The organism is Williamsia sp. Y721 (genome assembly GCF_059683565.1).
The window spans coordinates 1,464,260-1,478,206 of record NZ_JCASNH010000001.1; the positions used below are offsets into that span (position 1 = coordinate 1,464,260).

General features: G+C 66.0%; 14 protein-coding genes. 12 read left to right on the top strand and 2 right to left on the bottom strand.

The window, feature by feature from the left end; translation table 11 throughout:
- Positions 1–213: 213 nt before the first annotated feature.
- The 11 genes from AC56PL_RS06510 (at position 214) to AC56PL_RS06560 (ending at position 10,293) form a co-directional block, all read left to right on the top strand.
- Positions 214–1,230, top strand: a complete 1,017-nt coding sequence (locus AC56PL_RS06510; RefSeq protein WP_495516064.1) for an NlpC/P60 family protein — start codon at positions 214–216, stop codon at positions 1,228–1,230.
- A gap of 8 nt (positions 1,231–1,238) precedes the next feature.
- Entirely contained in the window at positions 1,239–2,642 is a 1,404-nt protein-coding gene (locus AC56PL_RS06515; RefSeq protein ID WP_495515531.1) for a hypothetical protein, read from the top strand.
- Between the two features lie 4 nt (positions 2,643–2,646).
- Positions 2,647–3,771 carry a glycosyltransferase gene (locus AC56PL_RS06520; RefSeq protein WP_495515532.1) on the top strand — a complete coding sequence of 375 codons (1,125 nt, stop codon included), beginning with the start codon at positions 2,647–2,649 and terminating at the stop codon, positions 3,769–3,771.
- A 76-nt stretch (positions 3,772–3,847) separates the two neighbouring features.
- Complete coding sequence (locus tag AC56PL_RS06525) at positions 3,848–4,267, top strand: SRPBCC family protein (RefSeq protein ID WP_495515533.1); 420 nt, start codon at positions 3,848–3,850, stop codon at positions 4,265–4,267.
- Positions 4,264–4,701 (top strand): SRPBCC family protein, encoded by a 438-nt coding sequence (locus AC56PL_RS06530; RefSeq protein WP_495515534.1) that lies wholly within the window; start codon positions 4,264–4,266, stop codon positions 4,699–4,701. The genes AC56PL_RS06525 and AC56PL_RS06530 overlap by 4 nt, the downstream gene beginning before the upstream one ends.
- Before the next feature lie 26 nt (positions 4,702–4,727).
- On the top strand, positions 4,728–5,948 hold the full coding sequence (locus AC56PL_RS06535; RefSeq protein WP_497153576.1) for an ArsA family ATPase: 1,221 nt from the start codon (positions 4,728–4,730) through the stop codon (positions 5,946–5,948).
- 70 nt (positions 5,949–6,018) lie between these two features.
- Positions 6,019–6,459, top strand: coding sequence for a hypothetical protein (locus AC56PL_RS06540; protein ID WP_497153290.1), 441 nt, complete (start codon positions 6,019–6,021; stop codon positions 6,457–6,459).
- Positions 6,456–7,475: an ROK family protein gene (locus AC56PL_RS06545; RefSeq protein ID WP_495515536.1), complete on the top strand. Its 1,020-nt coding sequence runs from the start codon at positions 6,456–6,458 to the stop codon at positions 7,473–7,475. The genes AC56PL_RS06540 and AC56PL_RS06545 overlap by 4 nt, the downstream gene beginning before the upstream one ends.
- 163 nt (positions 7,476–7,638) lie before the next feature.
- Positions 7,639–8,346 carry a 1-acyl-sn-glycerol-3-phosphate acyltransferase gene (locus tag AC56PL_RS06550; RefSeq protein WP_495515537.1) on the top strand — a complete coding sequence of 236 codons (708 nt, stop codon included), beginning with the start codon at positions 7,639–7,641 and terminating at the stop codon, positions 8,344–8,346.
- An 8-nt stretch (positions 8,347–8,354) separates the two neighbouring features.
- A complete protein-coding gene (locus AC56PL_RS06555; protein ID WP_495515538.1) occupies positions 8,355–8,849 on the top strand; it encodes a polyadenylate-specific 3'-exoribonuclease AS in 495 nt (164 codons plus the stop codon).
- A gap of 43 nt (positions 8,850–8,892) precedes the next feature.
- A complete protein-coding gene (locus AC56PL_RS06560; RefSeq protein ID WP_495515539.1) occupies positions 8,893–10,293 on the top strand; it encodes a class II 3-deoxy-7-phosphoheptulonate synthase in 1,401 nt (466 codons plus the stop codon).
- A 102-nt stretch (positions 10,294–10,395) separates the two neighbouring features.
- Here the strand turns inward: AC56PL_RS06560 and pknB are convergent, their stop codons facing one another.
- Positions 10,396–12,621, bottom strand: coding sequence for a Stk1 family PASTA domain-containing Ser/Thr kinase (gene pknB, locus AC56PL_RS06565; protein WP_497153291.1), 2,226 nt, complete (start codon positions 12,619–12,621; stop codon positions 10,396–10,398).
- A gap of 161 nt (positions 12,622–12,782) precedes the next feature.
- Between pknB and AC56PL_RS06570 the strand changes: the two genes are divergently transcribed.
- Positions 12,783–13,148: an Rv2175c family DNA-binding protein gene (locus AC56PL_RS06570; protein ID WP_495515541.1), complete on the top strand. Its 366-nt coding sequence runs from the start codon at positions 12,783–12,785 to the stop codon at positions 13,146–13,148.
- Between the two features lie 125 nt (positions 13,149–13,273).
- Here the strand turns inward: AC56PL_RS06570 and AC56PL_RS06575 are convergent, their stop codons facing one another.
- Positions 13,274–13,927: a class I SAM-dependent DNA methyltransferase gene (locus tag AC56PL_RS06575; protein WP_497153292.1), complete on the bottom strand. Its 654-nt coding sequence runs from the start codon at positions 13,925–13,927 to the stop codon at positions 13,274–13,276.
- Between the last annotated feature and the right edge of the window lie 20 nt (positions 13,928–13,947).

A 13,947-nucleotide genomic window follows, 5' to 3' on the forward strand; every position in this document is an offset into this window, starting at 1 on the left:
CTTGCGGTCCCGCCCGACGGCATCCGGCCACCTGTGCGGCAGTGGGGTCTGGCGATTCACATCGCCGGCCCATGCGCGCTGTGTAGCCTGGCCGGGTTGGTCAATTGCAGTGCAAGGGGATTGGTCGGCGGGTGACCGTCGTCGACCAGAGTTGTGAACGTCGGTTAACGAGGAGTTGTCAAAGTCGTGGTGCGTGAGGGATATGCCGCCGTGATGCGGACTGCCGTTGCCGGTGTGGTCGTGGCGCTGGCGGTCACGCTGGGCGCTGGTGCGCAGGCAAGTGCCGAGCCCGCTCCGCAGAGCCCGGACGTGATGCTCGCCGACTACACCAAGCTTGGGCGTGAAGCCGAGCAGGCCACCGAGGCGATCCATACGGCCACCATCGAACTGGGTAAGCAGCGCGAAGCCGTTGCGACCGCGACCAAGGACACGGAAGCGGCCGTGGCCACGCTCGCGGAACTCGACAAGCAGGCCGAAGATTTGCAGGGCGCGGTCGATGCGCTCGTCACCGCCAGTTACAAGGGCGCACGGGTCAACCGCCTCTATGCAGTGTTGGTCAGTGATTCGCCGCAGTCACTACTCGATCAGATGGCCGGCCTGGAGATGATCTCGCGCCAGACCGTCGAGGACGTCAAGAAGTTCACGACCACCAAGTCCAAGGCGGAGAAGGCGGAGAAGGCCGCGGCTGATGCCAAGCTCAAGGCCGAAGCCGCTGTCGCCACCGCAGAGAAGACCAGTGCCGACCTGCAGGCCCAGCAGAGTGAGCGGGTCTTCAAGGCGACCGAGATCCGGGCGATGTACCAGGCACTCACCGGCAAGCAACTCGCCGAACTCGCCGGTGCCAACGTCGACTTCGACCCGAAGCTGCTGCCCGCGGGCACCGCTCCTGAGGTGGTCGCGGTTCGTGCGGCGATGACCCGGATCGGTGATCCGTACGTCTGGGGCGCCACCGGCCCCGACCAGTTCGACTGCTCCGGACTGATGGTCTGGGCATACAAGCAGGCCGGTAAGACGTTGCCGCGGTCGAGCCAGGCCCAACTGGCAGGCGGAACCGAGGTCTCCCGCGACGACATGCGGCCAGGCGACCTGATCATCTACTACCCCGACGCAACCCACGTGGGTATGTACGTCGGCAACGGGTATGTGATCCACGCGTCCACCTTCGGTGTGCCCGTGGCGGTTGTCCCGGTCGACAAGGGCGGCCCGTTCAACTCTGCCCGTCGGTACTGACCATCGCGGTGCGCAAGCGGCTCGCTGCCCTCGCTTCACGGACCCGCCGGATCATCTGGGTGGTCGTTGCTGTGGTGCTCGTCGCCGTGGTGTCGGTCGCGGCCACCGTCATTTCCCGTGACGGGTCCCAGGATTCGGTATCAGAGCCCGCCGCGCCCGCTGCGCGCCCGGCGAATCCGTACGAGCAGGCGCGGACGCTCGGGGTCACACTGACCCTGCAGGCCTATACCGATGCATTGCGTGATGCCGAGCCGGCCGCGGCGCTGGCGCAACTCGACCCGTCCGCCGACCTCGCCCTGCGCACCCAGACCGAGCTCAGTGCTGCCGGTGTCGGCGATCTGCCGTTGACGACCTTCGAGTACCGGCTGGCCGAGCGTCGCGACTTCGAACGGATGGTGCCGGCGCAGATCCAGGACACGCTCGACGCCGCCGGTAGTGTCGATTCCTGGGTGGCACCGGTCCAGCTGCGATATGCGTACGCGGGGATCGACGCGAAGGCCGTTGTGGTCGACATCCCGATGGTGATGGCCCAGTATCCCGACGGCTGGCGAATTGTTGCCGAAGCCGCACCACTGTTCGGCGAGCCCCAAGCGCCCGGTCAGGTGTGGCAGTTCCCGGATCCCGGTTCCCAGGAAGTCGCAACCGATCCAGGTGAGTCGCTGGTGCTCACCAACGGCGGCGACCGCTCATTCGCCGAAGAGATTGCGCGACAGCTTCCGGCCGCGGTCACTGCGGTGAGCCGGTTCTGGGGCACGAAGTGGCCGCAGAGTGTCGGGGTGGTCGCCGCGGCGACCGACGACGAGTTCCGTTCGCTGACCGGGGCAGCTGCCGGCGATGCCGACGCCGCTGCCGCGGTCACGGTCTTCTCCGGGATCGACCGACCGGACGGGGCCGCGCCGACCGCCATCGGCCAGCGCGTGGTGTTCACTCCGCAAGCAGCGCAACTCGATTCCGCCGACCTGGGCGTGGTCTTGCGTCACGAGGTGTTCCACGTGGCGGCGCGCACCGCCACCGCGGGCAGCGCCGCGGTCTGGGTCACCGAGGGCGTCGCGGAGTATGTCGGCCGCAGCGGGACCTACTCGGACCTGTCGCAGGCGGCCCCGGCCTTGGCCGCGGAGATCGCGAGCTCGGGGCCACCGGACGATCTGCCGAGCGACGCCGATTTCTCGCCGAGCAATCCCGATGCGTCGGTGTCGTACCAATCGGCCTGGTCGGTCGCCGCCTTCATCGCCGAGACGTTCGGCGAAGACAAGCTGCGGAACTTTTACGTCGCCTTGGCCGGTGCCGACCAGCCGGTCGACCCCACGCTGGTGGTTGCGGCCCAGGACACCGCGTCGGCAGTGGTGCTCAGGATCTCGCGCGAAGAACTGGTGCGGCAATGGCGCGATTGGCTCACCGCGCAGATACGGTGAGCTGATGCACCGGACCCTGTTGGTCACCAACGACTTTCCACCCCGGCAAGGGGGTATCCAGTCGTACCTGCAGAATCTGGTCGATCGGCTTCCGGCCGGCGACATCGTCGTCTACGCGCCTCGGTGGCGTGGGGACAGTCATATCCGCTTCGATGCCGAACAGCCCTATGAGGTGGTCCGACATCCGACCACGTTGATGTTGCCGACCCCTGTGGTGGCCCATCGGGCCGCCGAGTTGGTTCGCGCGCACCAGGTGGACACCGTGTGGTTCGGTGCGGCAGCGCCACTGGCGACGCTGGCCGGTGCGGTTCGCCGGGCCGGGGCCAATCGGGTGATCGCCAGTACCCACGGTCATGAGGTGGGCTGGTCGATGCTGCCAATCGCCCGCCAGACACTCGGCATGATCGGTCGCAACACCGACGTGATCACCTACGTGAGCAAGTACACGCGGGCCCGCTTCGCCTCCGCATTCGGCCCCCAGGCTGCGCTGGAACATCTGCCGCCCGGTGTCGATGTCGATCGGTTCGCGCCGGACCCGGTTGCGCGCCAGGCATTTAGGGACCGACTCGGATTGGGCGACGCGCCGACCATCCTGTGTCTGTCGCGGCTCGTCCCGCGTAAGGGGCAGGACGTGCTGATTCGGGCACTGCCGCAGGTCCGTGAAGCGATCGAGGGGGCCACCCTGGTGATCGTCGGCGGCGGGCCCGATGCGAAACGACTGCGCGAGCTGGCGGCCGAGACAGGTATGGCCGACCACGTCCTGTTCACCGGCTCGGTCGCGGCGGACGAGTTGGCGAGCTACCACAACATCGCGGATGTTTTTGCGATGCCTGCCCGCACGCGTGGTCGTGGATTGGACGTCGAAGGTCTCGGCATCGTCTATCTCGAGGCGTCGGCGACCGGGGTGCCGGTGATCGCAGGCGACTCGGGCGGAGCACCCGAGACCGTCCGCGAGGGCGAGACCGGGCTGGTGGTGGACGGACGGTCGGTGCCGCAGGTCGCCGAGGCCCTGACAACTGTTCTCGGCAACCCGGAGCTGCGCGAAGCAATGGGTCGTGCCGGGCGCGAGTGGGTGTGTTCCCGCTGGCGATGGGAGCACATGGCAAGCCGTCTGGGGCATCTGCTGTGACCGCACAAGGGCGGCGCTGCGGGGTCAAGGCAGGGTTTGTGGTCGGGTCTGCAAGCCGATATGTGAAGCTATTGCGGTGACCAGCATCCAGGTTGCCGATCAGACATTCATCGCGGCGCCACCCGAGACAGCAACAGCGGTGATTGCCGACCGCGAAAACTGGCGTCGCTGGTGGCCCGACCTGCGATTGACCGTTGTCGAGGATCGGGCGGAGCAGGGCGTGCGCTGGTCCGTGGCCGGCTCATTTGCCGGTACCAGCGAGCTCTGGCTCGAGCCGGTGCTCGATGGCTTTGTGATGCACTACTTTCTGCATGCCGAACCGGCTGGTGAGCTTCCCGCGCAGCCGCGGGCCCGCATGGACGCGGTGGCCGAGCTCAATCACCGGCGACGGGTTGCCGGGCGGGCGATGGCCTTTGAGGTCAAGGACCGGCTCGAGCGGGAGCGTCATGTCGGGGGTCCGGCGGCGGCTCCGACAGTGAGGAAGGCGGGTAGATGACCGATCGCACAGAACAGTCGATCGTGATCAACGCGGACGCCGAGAACATCATGGCGGTGATCGCCGACTTCGAGAAGTACCCGCAATGGGTGTCGGCGGCCCGTGAGGTCGAGGTCGTGAAGTCCGGTGCCGACGGCCGCGCCGAGCACGTGCGGTTCGTCCTCGACGCCGGTGTCCTCAAGGACAGGTACGAGCTGAGCTACGTCTGGTCCGTCGACGGGTATTCGGTCACTTGGGATTTGATCACCAGCGAACTCCAGACCGCCCAGCACGGACGGTATTCGCTTGTGCAGCAGGCGCCCGGCTCGACCAAGGTGACCTACGAGTTGACGGTGGATCTCGCGATCCCGATGATCGGGGCACTCAAACGTCGCGCCGAGAAAGCCATCACCGACGCAGCACTCAAGGAACTCAAGAAAAGGGTCGAAGACTGATCGATCTAGCGCCCATCCACCTCGTCCTGGGACCAGGTGGTACCGGAACGTCGACGGTCGCCGCCGCCGGTGCGGTAGGTGCGCGGCGATCCGGCGGTGGTCGGTCCGAATCGGACCGTCGCGGTAAGACATTGGTCGTGTCACTGGACCGGTTTCATGTCATGTCCGGGATCTTCGGGGTGATTTCTGTTCCGGGCCAAACGGTTCCGGCCTCGCAACAGGTCGACCTCCTGGAACTCGACACGCTTGCCATGCTGGCCGAAACGTGGGGCAAGATCAGGGAGGCGCTGGCCACCGGGACGTTGACCGGCACCGCGGTGCCCGGTTCCGAAGCGGTGCTGGCAGGCCTGGATCCCGAAGAGATCCTCGGGATGCCCGGGGTGGAGTCGCTTCTCGCGTTGAGACGTATCCGCGACGAGGCGGCCTCTGGCCAGTGGTCACGCGTGGTCGTGGACACATCCGGGGCGACCGACGCGTTCGAACTGTTCCGCGTCCCGCAAATGGTGTCTGACACCATCGAGCGACTCTGGCCCCGTCATCGTCGGCTGGGTGCCGCCACCGACAACACCCGGATCGCGCGTGTGGTCGCGGTACTCGATGCCCTGATCCGCGATTGTTCCGACATCGATGACCTGCTGTTCGATTCGTCGGGTGTCAGCGCCCATCTGGTGGTCGGGGCCGACGACCACGGAGTGCTGGCAGCCCGCCGGTACCAGGCCGTGCTTCAGGTGATGGGTCTGCCGTTGACCTCTGTGCTGGTCAACCGTCTCATGCCGGAAACAGGTGCGACCGCGACATCGGCATCGGACTGGTTCGCCCGTAAATCCGCCGATCAGAGCGCCTGCGTCGAACAGCTGCGGGAGATCGGTGGCGAGGCCGAATTGATTTGCCTTCCTTGGCTTTCCGAACCCATTGATTCGGTCGTCAGAATGCGTGAGCTCGGGGCGCTACTGGAGGCGCGGCCGATGAGTCCGGTCGGCCCGCGCGCCGCCGACGTGGCCCGGGAGTCGGGCAGCGGTGTCGATTCGGTGTATCGGATGCGGTGGCGGCAGTCGCTGCCCGACCCGTCGGGGCTCCGGTTGGGCCGTAGCGGTGACGACCTGATGGTGACCGTCAGCGGCGTCCGTCAACGGGTCCGCTTGCCCTCGGTGCTACGCCGGTGCGTGGTTCTGGACGCGCATTGGGATGATGGCTTCATGACCGTGCGGTTCCGGCCCGATCCTGATCTGTGGCCGAGTCAGTCTTAGATACGTAAGAATGGCGGGCACCGCAGAATTTCGTGACCGATGAGTCAGTTCCAACCGAGAGAAGGGCCGAGTGGACCAACAGCACGACGGCTCGCCAGACGGATCTCGATCCGGGGGAGACTCGGACGCGTGGCGGGACCTGCTTGTCGGCCTGCTCGAGAAGGTGGACCTCCTTGCGGCGGGCCTGCTCGGAGGTGAGTCCGGACCCCGCGCGCGCGGTGACGCCGCGGGCGCGCCGAGCGACTTCTCCGCTCAGATCCGAACCACGCTGGAGATCATCATCGAAGAGGCCGGTGAGCTGATCTGGCAGATGCTCGGTCAGTTGATCGCGATCCTGGAGGCCATCCAAGAGGCACTCGAACACGTGATGGGTTCGACGCCCGGGTCCGGTACCGCGGGATCGACAGGTGAAGGTGGATGGCGCGAACATCCCTACGAGCCGATCGCCGTGCACTTCGACTCCCCGGACCCCCAAGGTTCCCAGGACGATCCGCCGACGGGCGGCGGGTGAGCGCGGGGGCGTCCGGCCCGATCCGCCTCGGTGGCGCCGTCGGTGGAGAATTGGCGATCGGGATCGACATCGGTGGCACGAGTATCAGGGCTGCGGTTGTCGACGAACTCGGACGGGTCCACGACACGTTCCGTGCACCGACCCCGGGCACCGAAGCCGCCCTTCAGTCCGCACTCGATCGTGCCGTGGCGGAGCTGACGAGCCGGTGGAGCGTGACCGCGGTGGGGTTGGCGGTGGCGGGCTTCCTGACCGCTGATCGACAGACCATTCGTTTCTCGCCGCATCTGCCGTGGCGCGAGGCGCGGGTCGCCGAAGACATGAGCAAGCGGGTCGGGCTACCGGTCTTCCTCGAACACGATGCCAACTCGGCCGCGGTGGCCGAGTATCACTTCGGTGCGGGCCGCGGCCGCAACACCGTGGTCGTCACGATCGGTACCGGCATCGGCGCAGCGTTCCTGATCGACGGAGAAATCTATCGGGGCAGCTTCGGGGTGGCACCCGAACTGGGGCATCTGCGTGTGATGCCCGACGGTCGGCCGTGCTCGTGTGGCAAATACGGGTGCTGGGAAAGATATTGCAGCGGTACGGCTCTGGTGGACACCGTCGTGGAGATGATCGCCGATGGTGGTGACTGGAACAGTCAGCTCGCCCGCGAGATCATGGACGATCCCGGATCCCTGACCGGTCGCCGGATCGCTGCCGCCGCGCACGACGGGGACGCGCTGGCGCTGGCGGCGTTCGCCGATTTCGCGCGCTGGCTGGGGTTGGGGCTGGCAATGGTCTGCGACGTGTTCGATCCAGACCTGGTGGTGATCGCCGGTGGGGTGGGGTCGTCGGCCGGGTTGTATCTCGATGAGGCGCGCGAGCACTATTCGGCGTTGCTCACCGGCGCCGGACATCGTCGCATGGCGCGGATCCGCGGCACGCAGCTCGGAGAGGCCGCGGGGATGATCGGTGCCGCCCAGGTCGCGCGCACCGAGACGGCCGCCATGACGCGTCCCGCATCAGGCTCGTGACGCGTCCCGCATCAGGCTCGTGACGCGTCCCGCATCAGGCTCGTGACGCGTCCCGCATCGGGGCGGTGACGGCGCCCCGGCCGAGTGGGTAAAGTTTGCAGTCGTATTCGGTTTTCGGTAAACAGCGGCGGGGAGTTCGTGGCTCGTCAGAGAGTGGGAAGACATGTGGTACTGGGTCTTCAAATACATCCTGATGGGACCGTTCCTCCGGGTCATCGGACGGCCGAAAGTCGAAGGCCTGGAGAATATTCCAACAAAAGGGCCGGCGATCCTGGCAAGCAATCATCTGGCCGTCGTCGACAGCTTCTACCTCCCGCTGATGGTTCCGCGCCGGATGTACTTCCTGGCCAAGAGTGAGTACTTCACCGGAACCGGCGCCAAGGGTGCCTTCCAGCGTTGGTTCTTCACCGCGTCGAGCCAGATCCCGATCGACCGCACCGGGGCCGACGCGGCGTCGGGCGCCCTGTCCGCGGCCAAACGCAAGCTCGATGCCGGCGATCTGATGGCGATGTACCCGGAGGGCACCCGTTCGCCCGACGGTCGTCTCTACAAGGGCAAGACGGGCCTGGCCCGGGTCGCGATGGCGTGTGGTGTGCCGGTGATCCCGGTCGCGATGATCGGTACCAGCGACTTGAATCCGCCCGGGACCACGATGCCGCGTCCCGCGAGGATCACCGTGAAGATCGGTAAGCCGCTCGACTTCAGTCGGTACGAGGGCATGGAGGGCAACCGGTTCATCGAGCGCGCCGTCACCGACGAGATCATGTACGAACTCATGCGACTCGGTGATCAGCAGTACGTGGATGTGTACGCCGCGTCCCTCAAGGACAAGCCTGCCGAGCCGCCCGCCTCCACGTCACCGGCCGCCTGAGTCCGGCGGTGCGATACTTCTACGACTGCGAATTCATCGAGGACGGCCACACCATCGACCTCGTGTCGATCGGCATGGTGGCCGAGGACGGCCGCGAATTCTATGCGGTGTCAACCGAGTTCAACCCGGACAAGGCCGGACCGTGGGTCAGGGCGAATGTGCTTCCCAAGCTGCCGTCGCCGGCGTCGAAGGCCTGGCGCGGACGCTCGCGGATCCGCAGTGACCTCTTCGACTTCCTGAACGAGGGCGACGGCACGATCGAGCTCTGGGCCTGGGTGGGTGCCTACGACCACGTGGTTCTCTGTCAGCTCTGGGGTCCGATGACCGCGTTGCCGCGGGAGATGCCGCGGTATACCCGCGAGTTGCGGCAGCACTGGGAACTCAACGGCAGGCCGGAACTGCCCGCCGCACCCAAGGACGCGCACGATGCGCTCGCGGACGCGCGGCACAACCTCAACAAGTGGCTTGCCATCGAGGCCTCGCTGGGTGCACCGCGCGCGTGACCTCGCCGTTCACCTCCTGATCCGAGGGCATTAGGCTGTTGGGGTGGTGAATTGGACCGTAGATGTTCCGTTGAATGAACTTCCCGAGCTTCCGCCGTTGCCCGGCGACCTGGCTGAGCGTTTTGCTGATGCGATCAGCAAGCCGGCGTTGCAGCAGCCGAGCTGGCCCGAGGACAAGGCCCGCGCCATGCGGACCGTCCTGGAGAGCGTGCCCCCGATCTGCCTGCCGAACGAGGTCGAGGAGCTCAAGGCTCAGCTCGCCGAGGTGGCGCTGGGTCGCGCGTTCCTGTTGCAGGGTGGTGACTGCGCCGAGACGTTCGCCGACAACACCGAACCGCACATCAAGGGCAACATCCGCACGTTGCTGCAGATGGCCGTGGTGCTGACCTACGGCGCCAGCCTGCCGGTGGTCAAGGTCGCCCGGATCGCCGGTCAGTACGCCAAACCCCGTTCGTCCGACACCGATGCCCTGGGTCTCTTGTCGTACCGCGGTGACATGGTCAACGGGTTCCTGCCCGACGAGGCGGTGCGAGAGCACGATGCCTCCAGGCTCGTTCGGGCGTATGCCAACGCCAGCGCCGCGATGAACCTGGTCCGGGCACTGTCCGGCGCCGGTCATGCCGACCTGCATCGGGTGCACGATTGGAACCAGGAGTTCGTCCGCACCTCACCGGCCGGTGCACGCTACGAGGCACTCGCCTCGGAGATCGACCGCGGCCTCAAGTTCATGGATGCCTGTGGTGTGCGCGACTCGAATCTGGAGTCGGCGAATATCTACGCCTCACATGAGGCGCTGGTGCTCGACTACGAGCGCGCCCTGCTGCGTCTTGCCGACGATCCGGAGGATCCGGAGGGCGGCAAGCTGCTCTACGACCTCTCGGCACACTTCCTCTGGATCGGGGAGCGCACCCGCCAGCTCGACGGCGCACACATCGCCTTTGCCGAGTTGCTCTCGAATCCGATCGGCCTGAAGATCGGTCCGGGCACCACGCCGGAACAGGCCGTCGAATACGTCAAGCGTCTCGACCCGCACAACGTGCCCGGTCGTCTGACCCTGGTCGCGCGGATGGGCAACTCCAAGGTGCGCGAGGTGCTGCCGCCGATCGTCGCCGCCGTCGAGGCCACCGGACACAAGGTCATCTGGCAGTGCGATCCGATGCACGGCAACACCCACGAGGCGAGCACGGGATACAAGACCCGTCACTTCGACCGCATCGTCGATGAGGTCCAGGGATTCTTCGAGGTCCACCACGCGCTGGGCACTCACCCGGGTGGTATCCACATCGAGCTGACCGGTGAAGATGTCACCGAATGCCTCGGTGGTGCCCAGGACATCTCCGATCTGGATCTGTCCGGACGCTACGAAACCGCTTGTGATCCAAGGCTGAACACCCAGCAGTCGCTGGAACTGGCCTTCCTGGTCGCGGAGATGCTCCGAGGCTGATCCGTTCCGGACCCAGCCGTACAGGTTCTCCGATCACGCACCGGCAACACATGCGTAGGTGGAGAGCCTGTACAGATCGGGTCTGTTCGAGAGCGACGTCGGTCAGGGTATCGATGTGATCTCGACGGTGGAGCCCGTCTTGACCCGGTTTCCGCCGCCTGGGCTCTGACTGACCACAATCGAGATGTTCGAGCCGGTCAGACCGCGACTGTTCACGTCGAGTCCGGCCTCGGAGAGCTTCTTCTTGGCGGTGCCGACGGTGTCCCCGGTGACATCGGGTACCGAGACCGCATCGGAGATGAAGATCTTCACCACCGGATTGCGTGGATCCACGCGCGCACCGAATGCCGGGCTGGCCGTTGTGATGGTGCCTGCCTTCGCTTTTCCATCGGTGGACGTTCCGCCGTCCTCGGCGATCAGGCCGGCATCTTGCAGGGTCCGGCGGGCGTCGGCGGGCGTCTTGCCGGACACATCCGGCACGGTGATCGCGTCCGAGACCACCAGCGTGATCGTGCTGCCGGGCTCTGCCAGCGTTCCGGCCGCAGGTTCGGTGCCGATCACGTCGCCGCCGTTGATGTCCGGGCTGAAGCGGGTGGTCACCGAACCGGGTTTGAGTTTGGCGCCCTTGATGAGCTTGGTGGCCTCGGCCTGATCCCGCCCGGATACGTCCGGGACCGAAACCGGTTCGGGGCCACGGCTTGTCGTGATCTGCACGGTACTGCCCACCGGGACTGTCGTTCCCGAGTTGGGGGTCAGCGACACCACCGAACCTTTGGGAGCGGTGGCGCTGTACTGCTGACGGGTCACCTCGGGCACCAGCGTGTGTTCACGCAGCACCCCTTCGGCCTCGGGGAGCGAGGTCCCGGAACCGACATCGGGAACCTTCGGCTGACCGACCGAATAGGCAAGTGTCACATCGGAAAATCGGCTGACGCGGGTGCCCGGGGCGGGTTCGACCGACATCACCTCGTCGACCGGGATCTCGTTGTGGAATGTCGGGTCGTCCACCACGCCGAGCCCGGCGTCCTCGATGGCCTCGGTCGCGGCAACACGATCCATGCCGTTCGTATCCGGGACCGTGGCGAATCGGCCCGAACCCAGCCACCAACCGCCAACACCGAGTAGTGCGGCGATCAGCACGACGACCAACATCCAGATCAGGGTGGTGCGGCGGGATTTGCGGCGACGTTCCGCGTAGTCGGCGGCATGTGGAGCGAGCACCGCCGACGTCGGATGGTGCTCGGGCGGTTGCCCCTGATCGGCCGGTGGCTGGCCGGGTGGGGTCTGAGCGGGCGCTCGGGTGTCGGGTGGCAACGTCTGGACGCGGGTGGGATTGCGGCCGGTGGGGGGTGCGGGCGGGGCCGCCGCCCGGATCGGGTCGGTCCTGTCGGGATCGGCGGGCTGCGTCATCTTCCGGTCGCGGAAGGCGACCATCGTGTCCCGTTCGGCGGATCGGGTGGGGGCGGGCACGGTGAACGGCGGCAGTTCCAGGTCGGCGGCGATCTCATCGAGGACCTCGCGCATGTGAAAGCCGTCGCGGTAGCGGTCCTGCGGGTTGCGGGCCGTCGCGGTGAGCACGAACTCGTCGAACTCGGGTGGGACGCCTGCGATGAGTGAACTCGGTGGCGGCACGTCGTTGTTGAGTCGCTGGTACGCCAATCCCAGGGCGGTATCGCCGCTGAACGGCGTTTTGCCGGTGAGCATTTCGAAGACGAGGATGCCGGTCGAGTAGACATCGGAGCGGGCATCGGCAGAGGCCGTCTCGACCTGTTCGGGGGAGAGGTAGGCCGCGGTGCCCAGGATGACGCTGTTGGACGTGATACCCGCTGCGGCGATCGCCCGGACCAGTCCGAAATCGACAACCTTGACTTCGCCCTCGTCGGAGATCAGGACATTCTCGGGCTTGACGTCGCGGTGGACGAGGCCGGCGCGGTGGGCCACGCCCAGAGCGCTCAGGACCGGTGCCGTCACCGCGTTGACGGCATGCGGCGGCATCGGCCCGCGTTCACGCAGCAGTTCCCGGAGAGTGCCACCCTCCACGAGTTCCATCACCAAAAAGGCGTAGTCACCGTCGGCGCCCTGGTCGTACACCGGAACCAGGCCCGGATCCTTCAGTCGGGCCACCGACCGGGCCTCGAACTCGAGACGGGCCAGGAACTGGGGGTCGGCCGAGAAGCGGGGGTCCATCACCTTGACGGCAACGGGCCGGTCCAGTCGCAGGTCCATACCGAGATAGACGCTGGACATGCCGCCGCGGGCGATGAGCGCATCGATGCGGTATCTGCGCTCCAGGAGCGCACCCAAAAGCACGTCGGAGGGAGCGTTCACCGTGTCGAAGCCTTTCGTGATGGGGGTGGAAATTCAGGTGGAGATGTCGAACCGAGTCCACATTAGCGATGTGGGATCGAGAATCGGTCACGGCGCGGTCGAGCAGAGCAGCGCGGGCCGGGATTCGACGGTTTGACCACTCGCTCGGTACCCTCTTGACCGTGGGTTCCGTACCGCTTTCTCCAGACACTCTTCCTGCTGACGTCGACGTCCTGTCGGTCTCTCAGGTTTCCTCCCGAATGGGCTTTTCCAACAGCAAAGTCCTCAACATGATCACCGCGCATCAGCTGCTCGCGGTTCGCCGCGACGGACAGGTCGCGGTCCCGGAGTTGTTCTTCGATGGTTCCGACATCGTCAAACACCTCTCCGGACTGATCGAAGTCCTGTTCGATGGTGGTTTCAGCCGCGACGAGATCATGCGGTGGATGTTCACCGTCCAGGAAGACCTTGGCATCACGCCGGCAGAGGCACTGCACGGGCACTCGGCTCGCGAGATGATCCGCCGCGCGCAGGCCGAAGCCTTCTGACGTAGGTACCGCGCCTGTCTAGGGCGAGTTTCGCGCCCCGTTGAGCACTTCCATCGGGGTGCTGTTGCGGGCGAGTGTGATGCGCAATGCGTCGAGTTGCCCGCCGATGGGCATTTGGCCGAGTATCACGGGTGAATCCATCGGGTGTGGACATCGGCGGACGAGGTGGCGAGGACAAAAATCCACGGTTCGTCGAGATCGACGTGCTCGAGCAGTACGGGTGTCCATCCTGTTCGGGCCAGAACGTCGTGTATTTCGGATTGGCTCCAGTCAGCGAATTGCCGGGGTGAGCCGAGCTTTGCGGTGTTCCGGGCTGATCCGCTGCCCGTCCTGATCGTGAACGCGAGTAGTCCGTCGGGTGCGATCGCGGAGTGCGCTCGCCGCAGGACGTTCTCGAACTCGTCCCGGGTCAGGTGCAGCAAGGCGGTGGTGGCCAGGATTGCGTCGTAGGGGCCGCCGAATGCATCACTGCGAATGTCGAGGACATCGGCGTGGTGACCATCTGCACGCATCATGTCGACGAAAGCCGGTGCGGCGTCGGTGCGACGCACACGCAGATACTTGCTCTCGAGGTACTTCGCAGCCCACCCGGTGCCGCTGCCGAGTTCCAATACGAACCCGCCGGACCCCACTTCATCGGCGACCCGATCGAGATACGCCGTCAGATGCTCACCGAGCGGTGGCGTGTTGTCCACACAGGACTGCGCTGCTGCTTGATGACTGGCCAACGTCACGTCGCCGTCGGGTTTCATGCTCACCTTCGTTTTTGTTGCGGTCATCGGATTTTTGCCTGACGGAC